Source organism: Actinomadura montaniterrae (genome assembly GCF_008923365.1).
Taxonomy (GTDB): Bacteria; Actinomycetota; Actinomycetes; order Streptosporangiales; family Streptosporangiaceae; genus Spirillospora; species Spirillospora montaniterrae.
The window spans coordinates 1-25,518 of record NZ_WBMR01000140.1; the positions used below are offsets into that span (position 1 = coordinate 1).

Sequence of the window (25,518 nt, forward strand, 5' to 3'; positions counted from 1 at the left end):
GACGGCCCCGGCCGCGAGCGCGCGCGCCCGGCCGTCGCCGAGGGCGAGGGCCGCGAGCGCCGCCCACGCCTGTGCGGCGGAGTCGCCGGAATGGTCGGCCGAGGAGTCGCCCGCGATGGCCTCGCCCAGCCGGACGGCCCGGCCGAGCAGCCGCGCGGCCTCGGCGTAGCGGCCGCGGAACGTCGCGGCCATCCCGGCGAGGTGCGCCCGCATCAGGCGGGTGCGGGGCGTGTCCGGTGCGCCGGGCAGGTTCGCGGCGCGCTCCGCGATCTCGGCGTAGGCGCTGTGGTCGCCCGCGGCGTCGGCGGCGTCGGCCGCCCACATGAGCGCCGTGAGCGCCAGCGCGCCGTCCGTCCCGGCGAGCCGTTCGGCGGCGTCCCGCAGCATCGGGACGGCGGTGGCCGGCGACCCGGAGCCCGCCTCGATCTCGCCGCGCAGCAGTTCGGCGAGCCCGGCCCGGGTGCCGTCCTCGTCCAGGGGCCGGACCTGCCGCAGCACGGCCCGGGCCCGGCGCGCGCGCCCGCCCGCCCAGGCGTCGGTGGCGGCGGCAAGGAGCCGGTCCGCGCGCGCGCCGCGTTCTGACGTCAGCGCCGCGGCGCGCTGCCACGCCTGCCACGAGTCGCCGTACCGGCCCGCGCGCCGGGACCGCGACGCCGCCTCCGCCAGCTCGTCGGCGATCCGGTCGTCGGCCTCGCCGGACAGCGCCGCCCGGTGCCAGATCAGCGACGGCCGCTGCCAGTCCTGCACGAGCAGCTGCGCGAGCAGCGCGTGCGCGGAGCGCCGCTCGGCCCGCGACGCCTCCGCCCACAGCGACGACCGTACGAGCCGGTCCCGCACGACCACCGCGTCGTCCCCGGCGACCGCGTGGTCCGCGAGCCGCAGCAGGCCCGACTCGCGCGCCGCCTCGATCTCCCGCGCGCCGATCCCGGCCGTCCGCGCGGCCCGCGCCACCGTCGCCGCGACGAGCCACTCGTCCGCCGCGACCATCAGCACGAGCCGCTGCGCGCCCGGCGGGAGCCGCAGGTGGCGGTGCCGGTACAGGGTCCGCAGGACGCTGCCGGGCGGCAGCGCGCGGGGCGGCGCGGCCCCGCCGGACAGCTGCGCGGCGGTCAGCCCGCCGGCCAGTTCCCGGACGGCGAGCGCGCACCCGCTCGCCAGGTCGACGACCTCCTCCGCGAGCTCGGTGCCGAGCGCGTCGCCGGCCGCGTCCTGCAGGATCCGCAGGCTCGCCTCCTCGTCCAGCGGCGGCAGCCGCAGGTGCGGGATGCCGGTGAGCGGCGCCTGTGTGCGCGCGGCGAAGACGATCGCGAGCCGCTCGTCCTGGACGCGCCGCGCCGCGAACGCGAGGGCCTCCAGCGAGACCCGGTCCAGCCACTGCGCGTCGTCCACCCGGCACAGCACGGGCCCGGACCGCGCGGCGACGCTCAGCAGCTCGCACACCGCCGAATACAGGACGAACGGGGCCGGAGCCTCGCCGCCGGACAGCGGCGCCAGCGCCGTCCGGAAGGCCGGCGGGAGCTCGCCGGCCAGGTCCGACAACGGTCGCAGCAGCCGGTGCAGCCCCGCGTACGGGACGTCCGCCTCGGCGGGGACACCGGTCGCCGTCAGCACCCGGAACCCTTCGGCGGCGGCCCGCTCGGCGGCGTCCAGCAGGGCCGTCTTTCCCATGCCCGCGTCCGCGACGACGGTCAGCGCGCCGCCCTGCCCGCCGCGCGCCCGGCCGAGGAGCCCTTCGACGACCCGGAGTTCCCGGTCGCGTCCGTACAGCCGATCGTGTCCAGACAACACACCCATGGTGACGAGAGGAGCACGCGCCCGCCGGACGGTCCAGAGCGCGGTTCCGTTTCGGGGCGGCCGCGCAACGGGACCGGGCCGCGGTTGTGCGCCGGCACAGTGCGGTCCGGGACCGGTGGTCCTGGAGTGCGCGCGGTGGCACGATGAGGCCCCCTGCGTTGTGCCGGAGGTGGCGGGCGATGACGGCGAGCCGGTCGGGAACCACGGACCGCTTGGACGCCGGGGGCCGCGAGGGCCTCCGCGGGGACCCCGCCCACCGGGAACCGGCCCGCCGCGACCCCGCCCACCGCGACCGGGAGCCGGGCCGCGACCGCGAGCCGGGCCGCGACCGCGAGCCGGGCCGCGCGGACGCCGACCGGGCCATCCTGCGCAAGGCGGTGCTGCGGCTGACCGACCGGCTCCCCGACCTCGCCGACCGGCTCGCCGCCGAGATCCTGTCCGGCGACGACGGCGACCGCTCCGAGCAGCTGCGCGGCGACCTCGGGGAGGTCTGCCGGGCCGGCCTCGGGTACGGGTTCGAGGCGATCCTCGAACCCGGCCGGGGCCGCGCCGACCTGGACTGGGCGCGCCGGCTCGGGCGGCGCCGCGCGCACCAGGGCCAGCCGCTCGACCAGCTGCTGCGCTCCTACCGGCTCGCCGGGCGGGTGTTCTGGGAGGCCGTCGTCGAGGTCGTCGGGCGGCACGACCCCGGCAACGTGCCCGCGCTCGTCCGGCAGGCGACCCGCACCTGGGACACCATCGACGAGCAGTCCGGCGCGGCCGCCGCCGCCTACCACCAGACCGAACTGTCGCTGGCGCGGCGCAGCGAGGAGCGCGTCCAGGCGATCGTCGACGCGCTGCTGGACGGGCAGGGCGCGGACGGCGGGCTGCTCGCCACCGCCGCGTCCGTCCTCGGGCTGCCGGCGGCGGGCCGGTACGCCGTGGTGATGCTGGGCGCCGAGGGCGGGTTCGCGGGCGGCTTCGACGGCGAGCTCTCCGCGGAGTTCCCCGGCGGCCGGGACCGGCGCCCCGGCGACATCGGCGGGATGCGGTTCATCTGGCGGCTGCGCGCCGACGCGCAGGTCGCGCTGGTCGCGCTCGGCACGGCGGAGCTGGACGACCTCGTCGCCGCCGTCCGCCCCTACGCCCGGTCGCACGCCGGCGTCAGCCCCGTCGTGCACACCCTCGCCGAGCTCGGCGGCGCGCGCTGGCTCGCCGAGCTGGCGCTGCGGACCTGCCGCGGCCCCGGCTCCCAGGTCGTCCGCCTCGACCGGCGCCTGCCCGACGCGCTGGTGCTGTCCCAGCCGCGGCTGGCGGGCCGGCTCGGCGACGTCGCGCTCGGCGGCCTCGGCGGCGTCGACCCCGCGTTCCGGGACGTGCTGCTCGCGACCCTCGCCGCCTGGCTGGACTGCGACGGCTCCGCCGCCCGCGCCGCCGACCGGCTGTTCTGCCACCGCAACACCGTCCTCAACCGGCTCCGCAAGATCGAGCAGCTCACCGGCCGCACGCTCGCCCACCCCCGCGACCTGGTGGAGATCGCGCTCGCCCTGAGCGCCGTCCGCCTCCACGGCCCCGCCCAGCGCTGACGCGCGGCGAGCTGCGCCGTCACGCCGGGCAGACGACGGCTCGCCGCGGCTCGGCGGATGACGACGGCTCGCCGCGGCTCAGCGGACGACGGCGCGGAGGAGGCGGAAGTAGTCGAAGGGGCGGAGGGCGTCGGTGCGCCGCCACGCCTCCGGCGGGACGGCCCGCTCCAGGGTGACGTTCTCGACGACGTCCAGGCCGTGCTCCGCGAGCAGCGCGTTCACCTCGTCCGGCGCGAACCGGGACCGGGACGGCTCGCCCGCGTCCCGGGTGACCCGCGCGGCGATCTCGGCGTAGGCGTCGCCCTCGGCGTCCCGCAGGCCGGGCGGCAGCGCGTAGTCCATGACCAGCTCGGTTCCGGGCGCGAGGCGGCCGATCTCCGCGAGCGTGCCCGCGATCGCGTCGCGGGTGAGGAAGTAGCTGACGCCGAGCCAGCTCACCAGCGCCGGGCGCGTCGTGTCGAACCCGGCGGCGGCGAGCCGCCGGACGGGCCCGCCCGGCTCCTCGAAATCGACCGGAACGAGCGCGGCGTTCCCCGGGATCGGAATTCCGGCGGCGTCCAGAAGGCCCTTCTTCCACTCCTGCGTCGCCGGATGGTCGACCTCGAAAACGCGTTTTCCGGCGGGCGCGCGGAACGCGTAGGTGTCGAGTCCCGCGCCGAGGACCGCGTACTGGCCGAACGCGCCGGTGCGCGCCTCGGCGTAGCGGCTGCGGACGGTGGTGATCGTGCGGGTGCCCGCGAGGATGATGTGCCCACCGTTGCCGCGGTGGTAGGCGATCATCTCGTCGGCCAGCCCGCCGAGCAGCCGCCCGGCCAGCGGATCGGTGAAGATGAGGGGCCGCTCGTCCACCAGCGGGTGCGCGGCGCGGGCCGCCGCGGCCGACAGCGCGGTGCTGCTGGGCCGTCCTTCGTCCATGGCCTGCCTTTCCTGCCGGCCCCGCTCGGCGGAGGCCGGGCTCGGTGAGCCGGATGTTCGGGAAAGGCAGCCTATTCGGCGATAACGCCATCATAGCAGCGCGAAATAAATTCCCCATATACCTCCTGTCAAGATCGGGCCGCATTCCATTCGAGCCGCCCGCGGGCGGGTTAACGCGGAGCTAACCCGGCGTTGTCATGCGGCTGATGCGGTGGCGGCTAACTTGACGGTCGGACGAAGACCGGACTGCCTTAGGGGGAGGGCATGGGACTCACCGGAGGCGGATTCATCACGCTGCTGTTCCTGGTGGTGGCGGTCCTGTTCGCGTTCACCGTGTGGTGGTGGCCGCGCGGCGCGCGCTCGGGACCCGGCACCGTCGCCGCCAGGATCGGCCTCCTCATCGGCACCCAGGCGATCACGCTCCTCGCCGTTCTCGTCGCGGTCAACGCGCACTTCGAGTTCTACTCCGGCTGGGACGACCTGTTCGCCACCAACGCGGCGCCCGCGAAGATCAAGCACGTCATGGCGAAGGCCGGCGGCCCGGTGAAGCAGATCGACACCGCGACGATCAAAAGGATCGGCGGCGCCGCCGCGAAACGCGATCCGGCCGTGTCCGGGGCGACCGAGGAATACCGTTTCCAGGGCCAGGCGACGGGCCTGAGCGCCGAGACGTTCGTCCTGCTCCCGCCGCAGTACTACCAGCCCGCGTACGCGAAGACGCGGTTCCCGGTGGTGATCGTCCTGACCGGCTACCCGGGGCACCCGACCGCGCTGCTGCACACGATGCGCTTCCCCGACCTCGTCCGGCAGGGGGAGCGGGCCGGGGTGCCGCCCGCGATCTACGTGCTGATGCGGCCGACGGAGGCGCCGCCGCGCGACACCGAGTGCGCGGACGTGCCCGGCGGCCCGCAGGTCGAGAGCTTCTTCGCCACCGACGTGCCGCTCGCGATGGAGGCCCACTACCGGGTCGCCGCCGGCCGCACCGGCTGGGGCATCATGGGCGACTCCACCGGCGGGTTCTGCGCCACCAAGATCGCGATGAAGCATCCGGACCGGTACTCGGCGGCGGCGTCGCTGTCCGGGTACTTCTCCACGATCCAGGACCTCACCACCGGCAAGCTGTTCGACGGCAACAAGAACCTGCAGAACGAGAGCAACCTGCTGTGGCGCGAGAAGCACCTGCCCGCCCCGCCGATCTCGCTGCTCGTCGCGTCCTGCCGGGTGGGGGAGAAGACCTTCCCGGAGAACGAGCGGTTCCTCGCCGGGATCCGCCCGCCTATGAAGGCCGACAGCCTGTTCCTGCCGTCCGGCGGGCACAACTACCGCACGTTCCGCCGGATGGTGCCCGCCACACTCCGCTGGTTCGGCGCCCGCCTCAAGGCCGAGTGACGCGCGCCGGGCGCCGGGTCACGCGCCCTCGTCGGACGGCGGCTCGGACGGCGGCTCGGACGCCGGCAGCAGCAGCGTGAAGATCGGCGGGGACGGGCGGCGCAGCACCAGCCGCCCGCCCTCCGCCTCGGCCAGCGCGCGCGCCAGCGCCAGCCCGATCCCATGCCCGCCGTCCCGCCCGCCGTCGCCGTCGCCGCCGGAGTGCCGCCGCGCGAAGATGTCCTCGGTCTCGGTGACGCCCGGACCCTCGTCCGACACGTCGATCGCCAGGCCGCCGCCGATGTCGCTCGCCTCCACGGTCACCCGCCCCGCGCCGTGCACCTGCGCGTTGTCCAGCAGCACCCCGAGGATCTGCCGCACCGCCGACGCCGACGCGTGCACCTCCGGCAGCGGACCCCGCGCCGCCACCTCCAGCGGGCGACCGGCGGGCGGCCGCCGCCGCAGCTCCTCCAGCATCCCCGGCACGTCCAGCCGCTCCCGGTTCGGGCCCGCGTCCCGCGCCAGGCTCAGCAGGTCGTCGATGATGTCGCGCAGATGCTCCCCGCGCCGCACCGCCGTCCGCACCGCCGCCGCCAGGTCCGCGCCCGGCCGCTCCAGCGCCGACTCCAGCCCCAGCAGCAGCCCCGTCAGCGGCGTCCGCAGCTGGTGCGACACGTCCGCGCTGAACGCCCGCTCCCGGTCCAGCATCGACCCGAGCCGCCGCGCCGTCACCTCCAGCGCCCGGCCCGCCTCGTCCGCCTCCAGCACCCCCGACGACTGCGCCCGGACGGTGAAGTCGCCGTCCCCGAGCGCCTGCGCCGCCAGCGTCAGCCGCTCCAGCGGGCGCGCCAGCCGCCGCGACTGGTACCGCGCCACGAACACCGCCAGCCCGACGATCAGCAGCGCGAACGCCGCCATCACCCACCACGCCCGCTCGATCCGCCGCGCGACGGCCCGCTCCGGCATGCTCACCCGCGCCGCCGACGTCACCCCCTCGTCCGAGGGGATCGGCGCCGTCACCACCAGCCGGCCGTGCTCGTCGCGCTGGTGCAGCCGCCCGTCGCTCGCCTGCGCCGCCGCCCGCGAGTACGGCGGGCCCTCCCCGGTCAGCCGGCGCCCGTCGATCCCGTAGATCCCGACCCGCAGCCGCTCGTTCAGCCCCTCCGGCAGCTCGATCGGACGCGGATGCCGCGCCTCGTCGTCCGGCGCCGTCGCCGCGACCCGCGTCGCGTCCCGCTCCAGCTTCGTCTGCGCCTCGCTGCGGTACAGCCGCTGCACCGCCACCGCCAGCGGGACGATCAGCAGCAGCACCGCCACCGCGGTGATCCCCGCGATGGTGACCAGCAGCCTGCGCCGCAGCGGCGCCGTCCTCGGAACCGCGTCCACACTCGCCTCCCGCCCGGAGGATAACCGCAGCCGGGACGTGCCGGACGCGCCCCGCGCCCGCGCCGCGGCAAGGTAAGCGACGCCCTAACCCACCGCACAGCCGCCGCTGATGCGCCCCGGACTAGGTTGCGTCCTGACGCCGGCGTCGAGAGGGGGAGGCACGATCATGCGCAGGCTGCTCATCGGCGTACTGATCGTCACGGCGCTGGCCGGTGTCGGGCTCGGCCACGCGGTCCGCGTCCACCGGGACTGCGCGTCCGAGCCCGGCTCACGGCTCGGAAAGGTCGTCGACGCCGTCACCGACGTCGTCACCGCCACCACCCGCGGCTCGTTCTGCCCGGCCTCGCGGCCCGGCGCGCGGACGGCCGGCGTCCCGGCCCGCACGTGACCGCCCCCGTCCGTAACATCGGGACCATGGCCGGACCCTATGTGCTCGTCGTGGAGGACGACGAGGCCATCGGCAGCGAGCTCGCCGAGGCCCTCGCCGCGCACGGCTACGAGGCCGACTGGGCCGCCACCGGCGGCGACGCCCTCGACAGCGCCGCCCGCCGCGCCCCCGACCTCATCCTGCTGGACCTCGGGCTCCCCGACATCGAGGGCGTCACCCTCTGCCGGCGGCTCCGCACCGTGCTGCGCGACGCGGTGATCGTCGTGCTCACCGCCCGCACCCAGGAGTTCGAGGTCGTCGTCGCGCTCGACGCGGGCGCCGACGACTACCTGACCAAGCCGTTCCGGCTCACCGAGCTGATGGCCCGGCTCCGCGCCCACCTGCGCCGCAGCAGCGCCGGACGGTCCGACGAGCGGTTCGTCACCGCCGGCCGCCTCAGCCTCGACCTCGCCGCCCGCCGCGCCAGCTACGCCGGCACCGAGATCGCGCTGCGCCCCAAGGAGTTCGACCTGCTCGCCCGGCTGGTGCAGTCCGCCGGCGAGGTCGTCACCCGCGAGGACCTCATCGACCAGGTCTGGGACACCAACTGGTTCGGCCCCACCAAGACCCTCGACGTGCACATCTCCGCGCTGCGCCGCAAGCTCGCCCAGCAGGGCGCCGACCCCGGCAGCATCACCACCCTGCGGGGCCGCGGCTACCGCTACGAGCGCGACTGACGGCCGCTGCCAGCGGCCTGCCAGCGATCTGCCAGGGCTTCCACCGACGCTGGCTCGCATGATCCTCATCGCCGGAGCCGGCCCGACCGGCCTCACCCTCGCCATCGACCTCGCCCGCCGCGGCGTCCCGCACCGCATCCTCGACCCCGGCCACCCGTCCGGGTCGCGCGGCAAGGGCCTCCAGCCCCGCACCCTCGAGGTGTTCGACGACCTCGGCGTCATCGACGAGATCCTTACCGCCGGCGCCCCCTACCCGCCGCTGCGCGCCTACGCGGGCGCCGACGTCGTCTGGGAGGGCCGCATGCACGAGCCCGTCCCGCCGACGCCCGCCGTCCCGTACCCGAACGTCCTGATGGTGCCGCAGTGGCGCACCGAGGAGATCCTCCGCGACCGCCTCACCGCCCTCGGCGGCCACGTCGACCCCGTCGGCCTCGCCTCCTTCACGCAGGACGACGACGGCGTCACCGCCGTCCTGACCGACGGCACGACCGTCCGCGCCGCCTACCTCGTCGGCGCCGACGGCGGCCGCAGCACCGTCCGCAAGACCCTCGGCATCCCCTTCCTGGGCGAGACCCGCGACGAGGAACGCATGCTCATCGGCGACGTCCGGACCCCCGACGTCGACCGCGACCACTGGCACATGTGGGCCGACCTGGAGACCCGCACCCCCGGCGTCGGCCTGTGCCCGCTGCCCGGCACGTCCGACTTCCAGTTCACCGCCGCCCTCGCCCCCGGCGACGACCCCGACCTCACCCTCGCCACCTACCAGAAGCACCTCGCCGACGGCACCGGCCGCGACGACATCCGCCTCACCGGCCTCGGCTGGGCGTCGGTCTACCGCGTCAACATCCGGATGGCCGAACGGTTCCGCGCCGGGCGCGTCTTCCTCGCCGGCGACGCCGCCCACGTCCACTCGCCCGCCGGCGGCCAGGGCCTCAACACCGGCGTCCAGGACGCCTACAACCTCGGCTGGAAGCTCGCCGCCGGTTCCCCGTTCCTCCTCGACACCTACGAGGAGGAACGGCTCCCCGTCGCCGCCGGCGTCCTCGGCATCAGCACCGCCCTCTACCAGAAGGCCGCCGAAGGCCAGGCCGACGCCTACAAGCGCGGCGAGGAGACCCAGCAGCTCCTGCTCGCCTACCCCGACAGCCCCCTCTCGTCCGGCCCCGCGGGCGGCACCCGCGCCCCGAACGCCCGCCTCGCGGACGGAACCACCACCCTCTTCGACGCCTTCCGCGGCCCCCACTTCACCCTGCTCGCCTTCAACACCCCACCGCCCACCTGCGGCCCCGCCGTCCGCACCGTCGAGATCACCGCCAACCCCGAAGCGGAAGCCGCCTACGACATCACCGGCCCGACCCTCGTCCTCGTCCGCCCCGACGGCTACCGAGCCCACACCGGCACCCCCGACTCCACAGCCCCCTACCTAACCCGCCACAACCTCCTCTGACGTCCCCTACCGCAGAGACGGGCGCCGGCTACGAAACCAGACGAAGGCGAGACCGCCGACGAGAAGCACGACCACCCCACCCACGGCGACGTAGACGAAGGCCGAGGGCCCACCACCCACCTTGCGTGCTTCCGCCGTTGGAACGACGTTCACATCCTTCGCCGCCCCCTGCACTCGATCGAACCTCTCGTAGACGGGATTGGGCGCATCGGCCGGGACGGGGTATCTCGCGGGATCCATAGCCCGCGCAATGCGAATGGCCCCGTACCCGGTCGCCTCATCCGGAACAGGCTTGTTGATCGGCAGCGCCGTAGCAAGAAGCCGCTGAACAACCGTCCGCCCGGACATATGCGGATTACGAGCCCGAACCAACGCCACCGCCCCCGAAACCAACGCCGCCGACGCACTGGTCCCCGCCGCGCGGCTGTAGACCTTGTCGCCTCGCCCGACGAACACCGACCCGCTCGCAGGAGCCGCGAGGGCGACGTAGGGCTGGCGTTGGGTCTTCGCCCAGGGACGCAGATCGGAGTCAATGCCACCCACGGCGACGACCCCCGGGCAGGAACCGGGAGCCTCTGGGGAGTTTATCGTTCTGCCGCTGTTGCCCGCGCTGGCAACGATAACGACGTCCTTCTTTATCGCGTATCCGATGGCGTCCAGGAGCTTATCTGGACATTGGTGAGGGATGCCGTCCGCTCCGGCCCCGATGGACAGGTTGATCACCTTGGCGCCCTTGTCCACGGCGAAACGAATGCCGTTGGTGAGGGCCGGGGTGATGCCCACGGGGGAGCCCGGCACGTCCCCGGTCGCCACATGGACTGGGAGAATCTCGGCCTCTGGAGCGACCCCGACGTAGCCGCTGTTCCCGCCTCCCCGGCCGGCGATCATGACGGCCATCGAGGTCCCATGACCGTCTTCGAAGATGTCCATGTCCTTGCGGCCGTCGGTCTTCCCACCGGCCGTGTCCGCCCCTTTGAGAACGGCACCGGAGAGTTCTGGGATCCCTGCGTCCACTCCGCTGTCGAGAACGGCGACAGTGACGCCGGAGCCCTTTGTCAGCGGCCAGACGGAGTTCTGGACGTCCCAGGCGGAGAACCACCACTCGTCCTTACGAGGCTGAAGCTCCGCCGAAGCAGGCGACGCGACGGCCCCGATCAGAGCCAAGGCCAAACCCGCGGCAACGGCACGGTGGGGAGCCATCACGCGGGTCCTCAAGTGAGGCTGCCCTTGGTCCCGTTTCGTTTGGCGCCACTCAGCCGGTGGTGGCGAAGCCAGAGGAAGGCGAGGCATCCGATCAGGACTGCTGCCAGGCCGACGAGGGCGGCGTAGATGGCAGGAGAGATGCTGCTGCTGCCCGACCGGTGGGTTTCGGAGGCGGGGGTTGCTGTGGCAGCCATCGCTTTGTGCGCCGCCCGTTGTGATTGGTCGAACCTGTCGTAGACGGGGTTGGGTGCGTCGGCCGGCACCGGGTACTTGGCGGGGTCGATGGCGCGCGCGATGCGGATGGCGCCGTAGCCGGTCGCCTTGTCAGGGACGGGCTTGCTGACCGGCAATGCCGTGGCGACCAGCCGCTGGACGACCGTCCGCCCAGACATCTGCGGGTTGTGGGCCCGTACCAACGCCACCGCCCCCGAGACCAACGCCGCCGACGCACTGGTTCCTTGCGCATCCGAATAGACCGTGCCCGTCTTGCCGATCGCTACTGAGCCGCTCGCCGGAGCCGCGACGGCGACATAGGGCTGCCGCTGGGTGCCTTTCCACGGCCGCAGGTCCGAGTCGACGCCGCCGACCGCCAGGACGCCGGGGCAGGACGCAGGGGCCTCGGCGAAATTGTTCGTGTTCCCCGTATCGCCGGCGGCGGCGACGGTGACGACGTCATGCTGTATCGCGTAAGTCACCGCGTCGCGGACTTCGCGCGAACATTGATCCGGTGTGCCCGGTGCTCCGGCGCCGAAGGACAGATTCAGCACCTTGGCGCCTTTGCCGACGGCGAAACGGATACCGTCGGCGATCGCCTTGTCGCTGTCGACGCGGTCGGGGCCGAGGACGTCGATCGACATCACGTGCACCGGAAGGATTTTGGCTTCGGGGGCTATGCCCACAAAGCCACTGCTTCCGCCGCCCTGACCGGCGATCATGATGGCCATCGTGGTGCCATGGCCGTCTTCCTTCACATCGAGGTCCTTGCGGCCGTTGCTCTTACCGCCGGCGGTGTCGGCACCCTTGAGGACCACCCCGGCCAGTTCGGGGAGATGGGGGTTGACGCCCGAGTCGAGGACGCCGACCGTGATTCCTGCGCCTTTTGAAAGAGGCCACACGGCGTTCTCGATTTCCCAAGCCGGAAACCACCACTCGTCCTTGCGTGGACGCGGCTCCGCCGAGGCAGGGTGAGCGCTGAGCGCGATCAGGCCCAATGCTCCCGCAACTGCTATGAGGCGGTGTGGGATGCTCACATGCCGCCCTCGAGAAATCCGCCACCATGCCTTCGGCCGTGGTTCGTCTCCGTTCACTCGCCCTGCCTGCTTTGGGGACGACCGGGCTCGGAGCCGAGCACGCTGGGGGCCACCTGCATGTTCTCCTCCCAGACCTCGGGGTCTTCGCGCAGCCAGGAACTGCGTTCGCGTTCCCGCTCGCCACGGGGGGAGCCGCCCGCTCCGGTCATCGGGCTCATGGCCATAGGGCCGGTGCGCGGCGCCGGGACTTCTGCGGGAGCGCCGGCCTCCAAAGGAGGCGGCGGTCCCAGCCGGTTCCGGCCGATGACGCCGTTCCGGTCCAATCCTCCGGTCCCGGAATCGGGAAGGCTCTGAGGGAAGCCCGCCCTGCTGCCCGTGAGGCCGAGCGCCGTGCGACCCGGGAGACCAAGCCCAGGGCGTCCGGGCTGGCCGAACGCACTGGCGCCAGGGAGACCGAGGCCGGGGCTGCCCGGTTCGACGAGCCCGGGCGCGGCCGTGTTCGGGTCGAGCGGTGGGACCGAGGGGGACGCAGGCCGTGCCGAGGGCGACGGGTTGCTTTCGCCGACGCCATCGTTCGTGGTGGGGAGGACGCCTGACAGATCCGTACCCCCGTCGCCAGCCTCGCCACCACCCGAGGCGCTCTTCGGGACGTGTGGTTGCCCGTCATTCGATGATCCGATGCCGGGAGACGGCACCAGAGTCGCACCGCCAGAGTGTGGCGATGTGCTTGGAGGCGCTCCGATTCCTGGACCGGTTCCCCCTGGCACGCTGGTCGGAGTATGGCTGGAAGAAAGCTCGCTTGCGCCGCCGGAACCAGTTGAGCCGCCTTGGCCGACCGGTATTCCGGAAACCGCCCCGCCTCCCGACCCGCCAGGGGCAATCGGCGCGCCATGCATGATGAGGTTATTCGGCAGCTGCGTCGAGATGTCCGGTGGAAGCGATGTCCATGTCTGGGTGATGCGTTCGTTGGCGCCCTGCATCCAGGAACGTGCTTCGGCTTCGGTCTTCGGCTGCGGCATGCTGTTCTTGTACCAGGCCAGGTATTCCGAGCCGTGGCGTTCGATGGCGGTACCGAAATCGCGTGCTGTGGCACTGATGGTGTGACTCGACGCCCAGAGATCGCGCATCTGCTCCTGGGCGGCCGCCGCGTCCGTGCCTGACCAGGCCTCGTTCAGGTCGTGGCCCACCTGGGCGAGCCGCTGGGTGATCCGCTGATAGGCCTGAGAGAGTCTGAGGTAGGCATGCCCTGATTCCGTTACCTCACCGGGCTCGCTGGACTTCAGCAGTTCCTCGATGCTCTCGCGGTCATAGCTCGTCGGTGACCCGGTCGGGGCGCTCTCGCGCATGGGAAACGTGTGCTCGTCCGTCATTCGTGCTTCCTCACTTCAACGACCCGGGGCCGGAGCGCGGTGGAGCCGTCGGAGGCGAAGGCTTGCGCGGCGAACCGGAATCGGTCTGGGTTTGCTGAAGTTGCCTTTGGACGGCGGCGATGCGTCGTTCGAGTTCCGCCTCGGCGTCGTCGTACGTCTGGGCGGTGCGGCGGAGCAGCTTGATGGTCCTCAGTGCCTCGAAGAGGAAGGCGCTGTGCTGGTCGGCCAGTACCGAATGACCTCGTCTGATGCTGGGGACGAGCGCCCTCGCCGCGTCCCAGGTGCCGTAGGCGGTGTCGGGGGTGCCGACCGCGCGCTGGAGGTCCTTGGTGGCTTCTAGGAGTTCTTCGAGGTCGGATTCGAGGCGTTGGGCGATGGCTCTGAGGCGGGTGCGGTCGACGCGGAGTTCGCCGGTCTGGTTGAGGCCGGGCCAGGTGCCGTAGGCGCCGGGCGGGACGGACCTCGGATCCACGGGCGGCATTTCGGTTCCCCCTCCGGCTCCCGTCTTCTGGCGGCGCGGACGCGCCCGTCGACTCTGTCACACGGCTTGACCGGGTGTCAGGGATCGGGCAATTCGGAGCGGCGGGGTGATCTTATTCGGGCATCCGGATCTTGGGTCAGGGCTTGGCGGCGAGGCGGAGGCCGAGGCCGATGAAGAGGGAGCCGGTCACGACGTCGAGGCGGCGGCGGGCGGTGCGGCGGCGGCGGAGCCATTCGCCGATGCGGCCGGCGAGGACGCCGACGGTGCCGTCGACGAGGAATTCGAGGGCGATCAGGATGGCGCCGAGGAAGGCGAACTGGAGCCAGACCCGGCCCATTCCCGGGTCGATGAACTGGGGGAGGAACGCGATGGTGAAGGTGACCATTTTGGGGTTCAGCAGGTTGGTCACCAGGCCGTTGAGGTAGGCGCGGCGGTTCGACGGCGGGGCGGCGGGGGCGTCGTCCTGGTCGTTCCGGTGCCGGATGGTCTGGACGCCCAGCAGGACGAGGTAGGCGGCGCCGGCGAGGCGGACGGCCGTGAACGCGATCGGGACGGCGGCGAAGAGGGCGGTGAGGCCCGCGGCGGCGACGGCGACGTGGACGGCCTCGCTGGTCGCGACGCCGGCGGTGGCGAGGAGGCCGGCGCGGGGGCCGCCGCGCATGCCGCAGCCGAGGATGAAGAGCATGTCGGGGCCGGGGACGAGCATCGCGATGACCGAGGTCAGCAGGAACGCGGCGAGCAGGTGCTGGTCGATCGGCATGGCTCGATCCTGCCACGCCGATCCTGCATAGGATCGGTTCGCACTCGTCCCCGTTGGAACGGATCAGGCCGGCACATGACAGATGGCGACTCGGTGCGTTCGGCGGTCCGCGAGGTGCGGGCCGGGTTCGGGATCGACGCGCGGCGCGTCGACCGGATCGGGCGGCTGCTCGCCGGCGGCGGGTTCCTCACGGTCGAGGAGGTCGTGGCGCGGACGGGTTCGTCGCGGCGGACGGTGGAGGCGGTGTTCCGGGCGCTCGGGCCGCATCTGGAGGCCGAGGGGGACGGGCGGCGGATCGCGAAGCGGTATGTCGGTGAATACGACGACATCTTCGGCGAGCCGGTGGAGATCCCGGATCCGTGGACGGAGCGGGCCCGGCGCGATCCCGTGGCGCTGGAGGCGATGGACGCGCTGGTCACGGCGGCGCCGCCGCCCGTCCAGGCGCTGGACCATGTGCCGGCGACCGCGGAGACGGTGCTGAAGCGGGCCCGGTTCATGCTGGACGGCTTCGACCTGCGCGGCGCGCACGTGCTGTGCGTCGGCGACCATGATCTGACGTCGCTCGGCCTGTTCGTCGCGGGCGGTGCGGAGGGCCTGCGGGTGAGCGTGGCCGACATCGACGAGCGGCTGCTGGCGTTCATCGACGCCGAGGCGGCGCGGCGGGGCTGGGACGTCCGCTGCCATGCCGCCGACCTGCGGCTGGGCCTTCCGGCGTCGCTGCGGGAGTCGTGCCAGGTCGTCTTCACCGATCCGCCGTACACGCCGGAGGGCGTCGGGTTGTTCGTCGCCCGGGGCGTGGAGGGGCTCGGGGATCAGCGGAACGGCCGGGTGCTGCTCGCGTACGGGTATGGGGAGCAGCAGCCGGCGCTCGGGCTCGCCGTACAGAAGGCGTTGAATCCGCTGCATCTGGCGTATGAGGCGATGTTGCCGGGCTTCAACCGGTATGTGGGGGCACAGGCGATCGGCAGCGCGGCGGCCCTGTACGTGCTGCGTCCCACGAAGCGGACCGCCGGGGCCGTCCGCGCCGCCGCCGAGGATCCGCGCACCGCCATGTACACGCACGGCGCCCAGTCGGTGGAGGCGGGCACCGGTGCTCTGGACGACGCGGCGGCCGCGCGCATCGTCGAGCTCGCGAAGGCCGAGAACCCGCTGCTGGTCGGGGACGGCTGGCCCGCGAAGGCCGCCGGACGCCGCGTGTCGCTGCGCGAGTTCATGGCGGCTCCGCTGCCGCGCAACCTGCAGGGCCACGGCACGGTGCTGGTCAATCTGTTTCCGGGGTTCGGGGCGTCGGCGGTCCGGGCGCTGCTGGCCGCGAACGCGCGCCGCGTCGGGCTCGTCTGCCGCAATGACCTGCCGTTCCTGCGGGACGCGGAGGGGCAGCGCGAGTTCCGGCGGCTCGCCGGCCCCGGATACCGGGTGGAACGCATGCTGCGCGGTGTCCCGTCGTCAGATATGGCCGTCGTCCTGGCCGAGCGGAACGACCGTCCGGCGGACGCGGCCGAGCGGGTCCTCGCCTACATTCACGCGCGCGCACACGGCAAGATCGGCAACGGCTGGCGGGAGGGCCTCATCGCGCTCCGGAAGGCGGACGGGCGGACGCTCACCAAGGCCGAGGCCCGGCGGGCCATCGAGTCGGTCGCCGACCGTCCCGGCCTGCTGGAGCGGTCGCTGATCGACCTTCCGGCGCACCTGCTGGCCGTCCTCGAAGAGCAGGTCCGGCGCTCCGTCGAGGCGCTCCCGGGCTGACCACCCGGATCACGCGCGCGAGCGCCCCGCCGGGCTGACCCCGGATCACGCGCGGGCGCGCGTCGTACCGCCGTTGACGTGCAGGATCTGGCCGACGAGCGCGGGCAGCCGGTCGTCGGCGAGGAACGCGATCGCCGCCGCGATCTCCTCCGTGGCGGCGATCCGGCCGAGCGGCACCCGCGCCGCGTACCGGGCCCGGATCTCCTCGCCGGTGACGCCCGCGGCCACCGCGTCGACCTCCAGCAGCCCGGCGTCGATCACGTTCGGCGCGACCGCGTTCACGGCGATGCCCAGCGGGGCGAGCTCGCGGCCGAGCGACTTGGCGAGCGCGATGACGCCCGCCTTGGACGCCGAGTGCGCCGTCGCGTCGGGCCGCCCGGTCACCCCCCATTCGGAGGAGACGAGGACCATCCGGCCGCCGCCGCGCTCCACCATCCCGGGCATGACGGCCTGCGCGCACGCGAACGTCCCGCCGAGGTTGACGTCGACGATCCGCCACCAGTCGGCGAGGTCGTGCTCGGCGAACGGGGACAGGGTGGTGTACGCGGCGTTCGCGACGAGGATCCCGATGTGGTCGCCGGTGCGGCGTTCGATGTGCTCGACCATCTCGCGGACGGCGTCGGGGTCGGACACGTCGGCGGGCGCGGCGATGCCGTCCAGCTCGGCGGCGAGGTCGCCGACGGGCCGGCCGGGACGGTCGTTCAGCGCGACGAGGTGCCCCGACGACGCGAGCCGCCGCGCGACGGCGGAGCCGAGGCCGCCGGCGGCGCCGGTGACCAGCGCGAGGGCCATCAGATCACCGCCCCGGAGTTCGGGGAGAGGATCTCGCCGGCGCAGAACGTCCCGTCCTCCACCAGGTAGGCGGCGGCGAGCGCGATCTCCTCCGCGGACGCGAGCCGTCCCGTCGGCAGCGCCTGGACGAAGGCGGGGCGGCGCCACGGCGAGTCGGGCGGCAGCAGCGGCGTGTCGGTCGGGCCCGGCGCGACCGCGTTGACCCGCACCCCGGACGGGGCGAGCTCCGCCGCCAGCGACCGGACGAGCCCGATCACCGCGCCCTTCGCCGCCGCGTAGTGCGCCTCCGCGTCGCCTCCGGCCAGGGCGAGGTCCGACGCCACGCCGACGACGGCGCCGTGCCCGCGCTCCGCCATCCCGGGCGTCACCGCCCGGCACACGTTCACCAGCCCGCCCAGATGCACGCGGAGCATGCGGTTCCAGTCCTCCCAGGCGATGTCGGACACCGGGACGATCGCGTAGTGCCCGGCCGCGCACAGCGCCGCCTCGATCGGGCCCATCTCCCGCTCGATCCGGCGGACGACCGCGGCGACCTGGCCCGGGTCGGCGACGTCGGCCCCGACCGCGTAGTCGGCGTCCGGGGCCGGGCCCAGGTCGAGCGCGGCCGTCGTCCAGCCGCGTCCCGCCAGCTCGCGGACCATCGCGCCGCCGATCCCGCCGGCCGCCCCGGTCACGAGCGCGACTCGTTCGCGCATGCGCACTCCCCATCTCCCGAGACCCAGGCAAACCCGGCATTAGCCCAGGTGGCAAGGGGCATGGCCGTTTCTTGGCCGAATGCACGGCCGGACGCGGGGCTTGCCGTGACCTTCGCCGGAACGCGGGCCGCGACGGGGAGCCCACCCCGTCCACTCCGCCGGGCCGGGGTGAGATGGTGACGGTGTGACCAGCGATCCCGCGATGCCGCGCCTCACCGTCCGGCACCTCCTGGAGGTCCCGCGCTTCCGGCTGCGGCTGGTCGCCGGGGCGGCCGGGCTGGACCGGCCGATCCGGTCGGCGCACTCGACCGAGCTGCTCGATCCCGCCCCCTACCTGCGCGGCCACGAGGTCGTGCTGACGGCCGGGTCGTCCCTGCGGGACGCGGACGCGTGCGCGGCGTTCGCCGCGTCGGTGAAGGCGGGGCGCGCGGGCGCGATCGGCTACGGCGTCGGCGACGTCACCGAGGCCGTCCCGGAGGCGCTGCGCCGGCACTGCGACCGGCTCGGGCTGCCGCTGGTCGAGGTCCCGGCGGGGATCCCGTTCCTCGGGTTCACCGAGTGGTTCGCCGAGCGGCTCGCGTCGACCCGGGAGGAGTGGGACGAGCGGGAGGAGATCGGCCGGCTCCTGTACGAGATCCAGCACGGCCTGGCGCCGCCGGAGACGCTGTGCGCGCAGGTCGAGGAGGCGGGGCTCGACCCGGCCCTGCTGGTCGCGGTCGCGATGCCGGCCGCGGACGCGCCGGACGCGGCCGGCGCGTCCGGCGTCCTCGGCCTGGACGGCGACGTCGCGCTCCTGATCACGGGCGACGAGTACGCCGGGACGGACGTGGCCGGCATCGGCAGCCCGGGGCCGCTCGCGGACCTGCCGCGGTCGCTGGCGGAGGCGCGGGCCGCGCTGGACGCGGCGCGCCGCACCGGCGACGTCGTGCACGCCGCCGGCCTCGCGACGTTCCGGGCGCTGCTCGGCCGGCTGGACCGGGAGCAGCTCGCCCCGTTCGCCGACCAGATCGCCCGGCCCCTCGCCGACTACGACGACATGCACGGCGGCCGGCTGGTGGAGACGCTGCGCGTGTTCCTGGACCGGGGCGGCGCGGTCGGTCCCACGGCCCGCGCGCTGTCGCTGCATCCGAGCACGCTGCGCCATCGGCTGTCGCGGGTCCAGGCGCTGACGGGCCGCGACCCGCTCGACTTCGAGGACCGCGCCGCGCTGGCGATCGCCATCTGGACGGCGCGCTGACGTCCCGTCCCGCGGCCGCGCGGCGCGTTCAAGGGCGAAGGGCCAGGCGCGCTTCGTTGCGGGCCGCTTCGTCCTCCGGCAGGGACCACTGCTCCAGGACGGAGCGCCGGGCGGCGTTCCGCGCCTCGACGGGCAGGCGCGCCACCGCGGCGGCCAGCTCCAAGGCCCGCTCCAGGGCCTCGCCGGGACCGGTCAGCCGGTCGACGAGGCCGCAGGCGTGGGCCTCCTCGGCGGGGACGCGGCGGGCGGTCAGCAGGATGTCGAGCGCCCGGCCCTGGCCGACGAGGCGGGGGAGGCGCACGGTCGCCGCGTCCAGGCAGGGCAGGCCCTGGGCCAGGTTGAGGGTGCCGAACTCGGCGGTGGTGGACGCGACGCGCAGGTCGGCCCAGAGGGCGAGCTCGAAGCCGCCGCCGAAGCAGTAGCCCTCGACGGCCGCGATCACGGGCTTGGCCGGGGGCGTGCGGGTGACCGCCATGGGCGGCGGGCCGTCCACCGTGGGCACGGGGAAGTCGCCCGCGGCCATGGCCTTGAGGTCGTTGCCGGCGCAGAAGGCGCCGCCGGCGCCGGTGAGGACGATGGCGCGGACCGCGTCGTCGCGTTCGGCGGCGCCGACGGCGTCGGCGAGCGCTTCGGCCATGGGGCCGTCGACGGCGTTGCGGCGGCCGGGACGGTCGAGGGTGATCAGGTGGAGGTCGCCGTGGCGCGCGGTGCGGATCATGCCGCGGATACTAGATAGATCGATCTAGAGAGAGCAAGGGCTAGGCTGCCCGCATGGGTTCCGACACGCGGGCGCGGCTGCTGGAGGCGGCGGCGCAGCTGTTCCGCGAGCAGGGGTACGCGGCGACCGGGCTGAAGCAGATCACTGCGGAGGCGGGGGCGCCGTGGGGCTCGCTCTATCACTTCTTCCCCGGCGGGAAGGAGCAGCTGGGCGTCGAGACGGTCGGGCATTCGGGCGCGCGCTACCAGCGGCTGTTCGACCTCGTCTACGAGAGGGCCGAGGTAGGCGCGGACGAGGCCGTCCGCGACATGTTCCGGCTGAGCGCCGAAGCCCTGGAGACGTCGGGATGGGCCGACGGCTGCCCGATCGCCACCGTAGCGCTGGAGGCGGCCAGTACCAGCGAGCCGCTGCGGCACGCGTGCGCGGACGTGTTCGCCGGCTGGCGCGCCGCGACGGCGCGGCGCTTCGCGTCCGAGGGCATCGAACCCGCCGAGGACCTGGCCGTCTACGTGTTCGCGGCGTTCGAGGGGGCGCTCATCCTGAGCCGCACCGGCCACGACGCCGGCCCGCTCCGCGTGACCGCCGACATCGTCGCCCGGACGATCCGGGACCGCCGCCCGCGAAGCGAGACGGCGTCAGGCGTGTAGGCGGGGGAGGACGCGGTCCAGGCGGCGCGGCATCCACCAGTTGGACGCGCCCATCAGGAACATGAGCGAGGGCACCAGCACGAGCCGGATGACGGTGGCGTCGAGGATGACGCTGAACGCCAGGCCCAGCGCCAGCATCTTCACCACGACGGTCGGCGAGGCGGTGAAGGACAGGAACACCACCGTCATGATGAGCGCGGCGCTGGAGATGACCCGGCCGGTGACGGCCAGCCCGCCGGCCACGGCGCGGGTGTTGTCGTGGGTCTCGCGCCACCCGGCCGCCATGCGCGACAGCAGGAAGATCTCGTAGTCCATCGACAGGCCGAAGACGATCGCGAACATCATCATCGGCACGTAGGACTCGATCGGCACGCCCTCGGGCAGGCCCAGCACCGCGTCCCCCCACCCCCACTGGAACACCGCGACGAGCGCGCCCCACGACGCGGCGGTGGCGAGCAGGTTCAGGGCGACGGCCTTCAGCGGGATCACCAGGCTGCGGAAGACGGTCATCAGCAGCAGGTACGCCAGGACCAGCACGATCCCGATGATGACCGGCAGGCGCCGCGCGACGGTGTCGCGGAAGTCGAGCTGGGCGGCCGTGCTGCCTGCGAGGTAGGCCTTCGCGCCGGTGCCGCGCAGCGCGTCGGGCAGCGTCCGGTCGGTCAGCGTGCGGAACAGGTCGGACGTCGCCGAGGTCTGCGGGCCGGTGGTGGGCGTGACGGTGGAGACGAGGAGCGCGCCGTCCGGGCTCGGCTGCGGCTGCGTGGCGGACGCGACCCCGTGCGCGCCCTGGAGCGCGCGCGAGAGATCGGTGCCGACCTGGCTCGCCGGGACGGTCGCGTGCCGGACGTCCGCGACGACGGTGAACGGGCCGTTCGCGCCCGGCCCGAACCCGGGCCCGCCGGCGCCGGCGATCCAGTCGTAGGCGTGGCGGGTGGTGCTGCCGGACGGGTCGGCGCCCGCGTCGACATGGCCGAGCCGCATGGAGAACACCGGCACCGCGCACACGACGGGGAGCACGAGGCCGGCGGCGAGGAACGTCCACGGGCGGTGCTCGATCATCGCGGCGTACCGGTGCCAGGCGTCGTGGCCGCTGGAGGTCTCCGCGACGGGGACGCGGACGGAGAGCCGGTCGATGTGCCTTCCCACCAGCCCGAGCGCGGCCGGGACGAGGGTCATCGCCGCGGCGGCGCTGATCAGGACGGCGATCGTCGCGGCCAGGCCGAGCTTCCCGATGAACGGCAGGCCGCTCGCGTACAGGCTGAGCAGCGCCACCGCGACGGTGAGCGCGGCGACCGCGATGGCGTGGCCGCTGGAGCCCGCGGTCCGCCCGGCGGCCTCGACCGGCGGGTGCCCGTCGATGAGGTCCTGGCGGAACCGGGTGGTGAGGAACAGCGCGTAGTCGATGCCGACGCCCAGCCCGAGCATGGTCGCCAGGGTCGGCGCGGCGGTGGCGAAGGTGATGACGCCCGCGACGACGCCGACCACGCCCGTCCCCACGGCCACCGCGACCAGGGCGGTGACCAGCGGGGTCACGGCCGCGCCGACGCTGGCGAACGCGATGAGCAGGATGACCAGCGCGGCGCCGATGCCGGCCAGCTCGCTCGCGAGGTCGTTGGCGGGCGGCCGGACGATCTGGGTGAAGTCCCCGCCGTACCCGACCCCGACGCCGGCGTCCCGGGCGGGCGCGGTCGCGTCGTCGAGGTGCTTCGTGTACCCGTGGCCGAGCTTCTTCAGCTGCTCGTCGAACGTCGCGGTGGCGGACACCGTCCGGCCGTCGGTGCTGGTCAGCGGGGTGGAGACGCCGACGACGTGCGGCAGCGAACGCAGGTCGCCGAGGCTCTGGTCCACGGCCTGCTGGTGCGCCGACACGGTGCCGGCGCCGACGTGGAACACGACGAGCCCGTCCGGGCGGCCGGCGGCCGGGTCGGACGCGGCGAGCAGGCCGGCGCCGGTGTCGGACTGGGTGCCGGGCAGGCTGACCTGGTCGCTGAAGACGGGGCCGACGGCCTTGCGGCCGCCGAGCGCGGCCACCAGCAGGACGAGCCACGCGGCGAGCACCCAGCGGGGGTGGCGCGCGCAGAACGAGCCGAGGCGGGCCAGGCCGGCGGGCCGGCGGCCGGGCGCGATGGACGACACACGATCTCCCAGCGACGTCGGGACTGGCAGAACCGTATGGTTGGAGCGTCCCGCGGCCGGCCCGCCGACCTGCCGCCGATGGCAAAGCCTTGGTCGAGGACCGCCCGCCACCGAGGCCCGGGGCCCCTCAGGGCCCCGTGGCCAAGGGAAGCCGCCCCAGAAGCTGCCGCGCATGCCCGGGCAGCTCCGTCTCGGCGAGCTCGGAGCCGGGTGGTGTCCACGGGGTGTCACATCTCCCAGGGGGCCTGGGGGAGGACGTCGCCGGTCTCGAGCAGGGACTTGAGGTTCGCCAGCACGGCGGGCCAGCCCTGCGAGATCCCGTTCAGCATCTCCTCGTTGGGCAGGTTCTCGTGCGTCACCGTCAGCCGGACGATGTCCTGGTGCGGTTCGACGAGGAAGGTGACCATCGACGGTTCCCGGTCCAGTTCGGCGTCCGGGCGGTCCTCGAAGGTGATCACGAGACGGGTCGGGGGCTCGGCCTCGACCACGCGCCCGACGACGTCGACGGCCTCTGAGCCGTCGGTGCGCCGGTGCTCCCAGGACGAGCCCGGCTGCCAGTCGGAGACGTTGGCGTGCCCCCAGTAGCGCGCGGTCAGGTCGGCGTCGGTCAGCGCGCGCCATACCTGCTCGGCGCTCGCGCGGATGTAGGTGACGTACACGTAGGTCGGTACGGAGACGGACGTCTCGGTCATGGCGTACTCCTCGGCTTGACTCCGGATGGCGCTGAGCGCTTGCAGCCGCGGCCGGTCGAACTCCGCGATCCAGCGCTGTTCGATCTCGTGGATCGGTGCCGGGTTGAGGTAGTGCAGCCGCTGCCGGCCGCGCCGCACCACGGTCACGAGGCCGGCGTCGACGAGCACGTTCAGGTGCTGCGTCGCCGACTGGCGCGCCATCTCCAGGCGCTCGCACAGCTCGCCCAGCGTCTGGCCGTTGCGCTCGCGCAGCCGGTCGAGCAGCAGCCGCCGCGTGGGGTCGGCCAGCGCCTTGAAGGCGGCGTCCATGGCCGTCGCTTCCCGATTCACCCGTCCATTATGCAGGCAAACACCTGCATATTGTCAAAGGGCCCTTCCCGGGCCGGCGGGCTCCTGGACTCTTGGACGGGGAGTCAGTACGTTCCTGGTGACCCCTGGCCCTTGACGATCTCCAGTCGTCGGGCGGGTCATCTCATCAGGAGGATCCGGCGATGGCGGATTCGTTCGACGGCGCGTTGCACGCGGCGATCCAGGCGCGGGGACTCGGGCTGGAGCGGCTCCACGCCAGGCTCGCCGAACGCGGGATCCAGGTCAGCGTCGCGAGCCTCAGCAACTGGCAGCGCGGCCGGTGCCGCCCGGAACGGTCCCGGTCGCTGTCCGCCGTGCGGGCGCTCGAAGAGATCCTGGAGGTCCCGGCGGGCTCCCTGACCGCGCTGCTCGGGCCGCGCCGCCCGCGCGGCCGGTGGGCCCACAGCGTGCCCGGCGCCCTGTCGTACCGCGACGTCAGCCAGGTACACGCCAGCGTCGACCGGCTGCTCGGCCAGATCCGGAACCCGGTGGACGGCCAGCTGCGCTGGCTGAGCTGCGACGAGACCGTCCGCGTCGGCGCCGGCCGGGACGAGCGGTCGGTGCGCACGCGGGCCGTGTTCCAGGCGCGCACCGACGGCGTCGACAGGCACGTGGCCGTGTACTACTGCGAGAAGGAGATGCTGCCCGACATCCGGCGGGCGTCCCACTGCCGCCTCGGCCAGGTGCGCACCGACCCGGAGGCCGGCGTCACCGCCGCCGAACTGCTGTTCGAGCATCCGCTGCGGCGCGGCGAGACCTACATGGTCGACTACGAGTTCGGCTACAGCCGCGGCGGCCCCGAGGCGACCTTCTACCAGCGGTGGTTCCGCCACCCCGTGCACATGTACCTGCTGCACGTCCATTTCGAGCCGGACGCTCTCCCGGCCCGCTGCCTGCGCGTCTGGCAGCCGAACACCGTGACGCCCGCGTCGGACGTGGCGGAGCTGCGGCTGTCGGACTGGCGCGCCGTCCACGTGGCCGAGATGGAGGTGCGGCCCGGCGTGCACGGCATCCGCTGGGAATGGGACTGAGCCGCCCGGCGGGAACGCCGTTCAATTTTTAGCCGCGTATACGTTGAAATGCCTCCGGCGGCGGGGGTCTTGCTTCGGATTTGTTGCGGGTCGACCATTCTTCTGACGTTCCGCGGACGTCCGAAGGCCCCCGAATCCCACCCCCCGGAGGAGTTCGCTCCCATGCATGTACGTTCCGGCCGGCGCGCCGCCGTGTGCGCGCTGGCGCTCGCCCTCGCGGCCGTGCCCGGCACCGCCGACGCGGCCGCCCTGCAGCTCGACGTGTCGATGCAGGCCCAGCAGATGTCCAACTGGTGCTGGGCCGCGTCCGGCAACACCGTGGCCGCCTACATGGGCAAGAGCTACAGCCAGAACCAGTTCTGCAACCTCGCCTTCGACCGCTCCGTCAATTCGTCCTGCCCCAACAGCCAGGCCACGCTCGCCAACGACCAGACGGCGTTCCGCAAGATCGGGATCAGCCCCGGCAATTACGTGACCGGCCACCTCTACTACTGGGCCGTGACCCGCGAGATAGACGCGCGGCGGCCCGTGATAGCCCGCATCCAATGGACGAGCGGCGGCGGGCACATGGAGGTCCTGTACGGCTACGACGACAGTTCCGACATGGTCTATTGGGGCAATCCCTGGCCGTCGAGCTACCGCTACAACTGGGCGTCGTACGACTACTACGTCGCCAACGACACCTTCTCCTGGACCCACTCCCTCGACTACATCGGCGCATGAGGAGGCGTGACATGAAACGGTTCACGGGCCTCGCGCTCGGCGGCGCGATCGTCGTCGCCGCGGCGGCGCCGGCGCACGCCGCGTCCGCCGCCGCGTCCCCCGCC

Annotated in this window: 23 protein-coding genes; 10 read left to right on the forward strand and 13 right to left on the reverse strand. The window is 73.6% G+C overall.

Annotation, left to right across the window (positions count from 1 at the left end; all coding sequences use genetic code 11):
* Positions 1 to 1,785: AAA family ATPase (locus tag F9B16_RS34185; RefSeq protein WP_192809130.1), on the reverse strand; the 1,785-nt coding region annotated here is incomplete at its 3' end.
* 188 nt (positions 1,786 to 1,973) lie between these two features.
* Here F9B16_RS34185 and F9B16_RS34190 point away from each other — a divergent pair.
* On the forward strand, positions 1,974 to 3,359 hold the full coding sequence (locus F9B16_RS34190; RefSeq protein WP_151544355.1) for a PucR family transcriptional regulator: 1,386 nt from the start codon (positions 1,974 to 1,976) through the stop codon (positions 3,357 to 3,359).
* A 78-nt stretch (positions 3,360 to 3,437) separates the two neighbouring features.
* Here F9B16_RS34190 and F9B16_RS34195 read toward each other — a convergent pair whose 3' ends face one another.
* Entirely contained in the window at positions 3,438 to 4,274 is an 837-nt protein-coding gene (locus tag F9B16_RS34195; protein WP_151544356.1) for a class I SAM-dependent methyltransferase, read from the reverse strand.
* Between the two features lie 264 nt (positions 4,275 to 4,538).
* Here F9B16_RS34195 and F9B16_RS34200 point away from each other — a divergent pair, with 264 nt between their 5' ends.
* Positions 4,539 to 5,663 (forward strand): alpha/beta hydrolase, encoded by a 1,125-nt coding sequence (locus F9B16_RS34200; protein WP_151544357.1) that lies wholly within the window; start codon positions 4,539 to 4,541, stop codon positions 5,661 to 5,663.
* A gap of 18 nt (positions 5,664 to 5,681) precedes the next feature.
* Here F9B16_RS34200 and F9B16_RS34205 read toward each other — a convergent pair whose 3' ends face one another.
* A complete protein-coding gene (locus tag F9B16_RS34205) occupies positions 5,682 to 7,028 on the reverse strand; it encodes a sensor histidine kinase (RefSeq protein ID WP_151544358.1) in 1,347 nt (448 codons plus the stop codon).
* A gap of 166 nt (positions 7,029 to 7,194) precedes the next feature.
* Between F9B16_RS34205 and F9B16_RS34210 the strand changes: the two genes are divergently transcribed.
* The 3 genes from F9B16_RS34210 to F9B16_RS34220 are packed head-to-tail and all read left to right on the forward strand — an operon-like array spanning position 7,195 to position 9,582.
* Positions 7,195 to 7,416, forward strand: a complete 222-nt coding sequence (locus F9B16_RS34210) for a hypothetical protein (RefSeq protein ID WP_151544359.1) — start codon at positions 7,195 to 7,197, stop codon at positions 7,414 to 7,416.
* A gap of 26 nt (positions 7,417 to 7,442) precedes the next feature.
* On the forward strand, positions 7,443 to 8,132 hold the full coding sequence (locus F9B16_RS34215; RefSeq protein ID WP_151544360.1) for a response regulator transcription factor: 690 nt from the start codon (positions 7,443 to 7,445) through the stop codon (positions 8,130 to 8,132).
* A 58-nt stretch (positions 8,133 to 8,190) separates the two neighbouring features.
* Positions 8,191 to 9,582 (forward strand): FAD-dependent monooxygenase, encoded by a 1,392-nt coding sequence (locus tag F9B16_RS34220; protein WP_151544361.1) that lies wholly within the window; start codon positions 8,191 to 8,193, stop codon positions 9,580 to 9,582.
* A gap of 6 nt (positions 9,583 to 9,588) precedes the next feature.
* Here F9B16_RS34220 and F9B16_RS34225 read toward each other — a convergent pair whose 3' ends face one another.
* The 5 genes from F9B16_RS34225 to F9B16_RS34240 form a co-directional block, all read right to left on the reverse strand.
* Entirely contained in the window at positions 9,589 to 10,746 is a 1,158-nt protein-coding gene (locus tag F9B16_RS34225; protein ID WP_192809131.1) for a S8 family serine peptidase, read from the reverse strand.
* Positions 10,747 to 10,793: 47 nt separating this feature from the next.
* Positions 10,794 to 11,996 carry a S8 family serine peptidase gene (locus F9B16_RS34230; RefSeq protein WP_192809132.1) on the reverse strand — a complete coding sequence of 401 codons (1,203 nt, stop codon included), beginning with the start codon at positions 11,994 to 11,996 and terminating at the stop codon, positions 10,794 to 10,796.
* 92 nt (positions 11,997 to 12,088) lie between these two features.
* Positions 12,089 to 13,405 (reverse strand): WXG100 family type VII secretion target, encoded by a 1,317-nt coding sequence (locus F9B16_RS51440; RefSeq protein ID WP_192809133.1) that lies wholly within the window; start codon positions 13,403 to 13,405, stop codon positions 12,089 to 12,091.
* A 10-nt stretch (positions 13,406 to 13,415) separates the two neighbouring features.
* Positions 13,416 to 13,877, reverse strand: coding sequence for a hypothetical protein (locus F9B16_RS34235; protein ID WP_151544364.1), 462 nt, complete (start codon positions 13,875 to 13,877; stop codon positions 13,416 to 13,418).
* Between the two features lie 145 nt (positions 13,878 to 14,022).
* On the reverse strand, positions 14,023 to 14,646 hold the full coding sequence (locus tag F9B16_RS34240) for a LysE family translocator (protein ID WP_151544365.1): 624 nt from the start codon (positions 14,644 to 14,646) through the stop codon (positions 14,023 to 14,025).
* Positions 14,647 to 14,721: 75 nt separating this feature from the next.
* Here F9B16_RS34240 and F9B16_RS34245 point away from each other — a divergent pair, with 75 nt between their 5' ends.
* Positions 14,722 to 16,392: a bis-aminopropyl spermidine synthase family protein gene (locus F9B16_RS34245; RefSeq protein WP_151544366.1), complete on the forward strand. Its 1,671-nt coding sequence runs from the start codon at positions 14,722 to 14,724 to the stop codon at positions 16,390 to 16,392.
* 45 nt (positions 16,393 to 16,437) lie between these two features.
* On the opposite strand, the gene F9B16_RS34250 is transcribed toward F9B16_RS34245, so the two are convergent.
* Together F9B16_RS34250 and F9B16_RS34255 are read right to left on the reverse strand one after the other, a co-directional pair.
* Positions 16,438 to 17,184: an SDR family NAD(P)-dependent oxidoreductase gene (locus F9B16_RS34250; RefSeq protein ID WP_151544367.1), complete on the reverse strand. Its 747-nt coding sequence runs from the start codon at positions 17,182 to 17,184 to the stop codon at positions 16,438 to 16,440.
* A complete protein-coding gene (locus F9B16_RS34255; protein WP_151544368.1) occupies positions 17,184 to 17,879 on the reverse strand; it encodes an SDR family NAD(P)-dependent oxidoreductase in 696 nt (231 codons plus the stop codon). Before F9B16_RS34255 ends, F9B16_RS34250 begins: the two co-directional genes overlap by 1 nt.
* A 184-nt stretch (positions 17,880 to 18,063) precedes the next feature.
* Between F9B16_RS34255 and F9B16_RS34260 the strand changes: the two genes are divergently transcribed.
* Positions 18,064 to 19,116 (forward strand): PucR family transcriptional regulator, encoded by a 1,053-nt coding sequence (locus F9B16_RS34260; protein WP_151544369.1) that lies wholly within the window; start codon positions 18,064 to 18,066, stop codon positions 19,114 to 19,116.
* Between the two features lie 28 nt (positions 19,117 to 19,144).
* Here F9B16_RS34260 and F9B16_RS34265 read toward each other — a convergent pair whose 3' ends face one another.
* Positions 19,145 to 19,834, reverse strand: coding sequence for an enoyl-CoA hydratase-related protein (locus F9B16_RS34265; protein WP_151544370.1), 690 nt, complete (start codon positions 19,832 to 19,834; stop codon positions 19,145 to 19,147).
* A gap of 53 nt (positions 19,835 to 19,887) precedes the next feature.
* Here F9B16_RS34265 and F9B16_RS34270 point away from each other — a divergent pair, with 53 nt between their 5' ends.
* On the forward strand, positions 19,888 to 20,481 hold the full coding sequence (locus F9B16_RS34270; RefSeq protein ID WP_151544371.1) for a TetR/AcrR family transcriptional regulator: 594 nt from the start codon (positions 19,888 to 19,890) through the stop codon (positions 20,479 to 20,481).
* Here the strand turns inward: F9B16_RS34270 and F9B16_RS34275 are convergent.
* Positions 20,470 to 22,620 carry an MMPL family transporter gene (locus tag F9B16_RS34275; protein ID WP_225992198.1) on the reverse strand — a complete coding sequence of 717 codons (2,151 nt, stop codon included), beginning with the start codon at positions 22,618 to 22,620 and terminating at the stop codon, positions 20,470 to 20,472. The two genes, F9B16_RS34270 and F9B16_RS34275, sit on opposite strands and share 12 nt — an antisense overlap.
* A gap of 227 nt (positions 22,621 to 22,847) precedes the next feature.
* The gene (locus tag F9B16_RS34280) at positions 22,848 to 23,642 is read right to left on the reverse strand and encodes an ArsR/SmtB family transcription factor (RefSeq protein ID WP_225992199.1); all 795 of its coding nucleotides are present in this window, start codon (positions 23,640 to 23,642) and stop codon (positions 22,848 to 22,850) included.
* A 161-nt stretch (positions 23,643 to 23,803) separates the two neighbouring features.
* Between F9B16_RS34280 and F9B16_RS34285 the strand changes: the two genes are divergently transcribed.
* Together F9B16_RS34285 and F9B16_RS34290 are read left to right on the forward strand one after the other, a co-directional pair.
* Positions 23,804 to 24,691 carry a helix-turn-helix domain-containing protein gene (locus F9B16_RS34285; RefSeq protein WP_151544373.1) on the forward strand — a complete coding sequence of 296 codons (888 nt, stop codon included), beginning with the start codon at positions 23,804 to 23,806 and terminating at the stop codon, positions 24,689 to 24,691.
* A 162-nt stretch (positions 24,692 to 24,853) separates the two neighbouring features.
* Positions 24,854 to 25,414, forward strand: a complete 561-nt coding sequence (locus tag F9B16_RS34290) for a papain-like cysteine protease family protein (protein WP_151544374.1) — start codon at positions 24,854 to 24,856, stop codon at positions 25,412 to 25,414.
* The last annotated feature ends 104 nt before the right edge of the window (positions 25,415 to 25,518 follow it).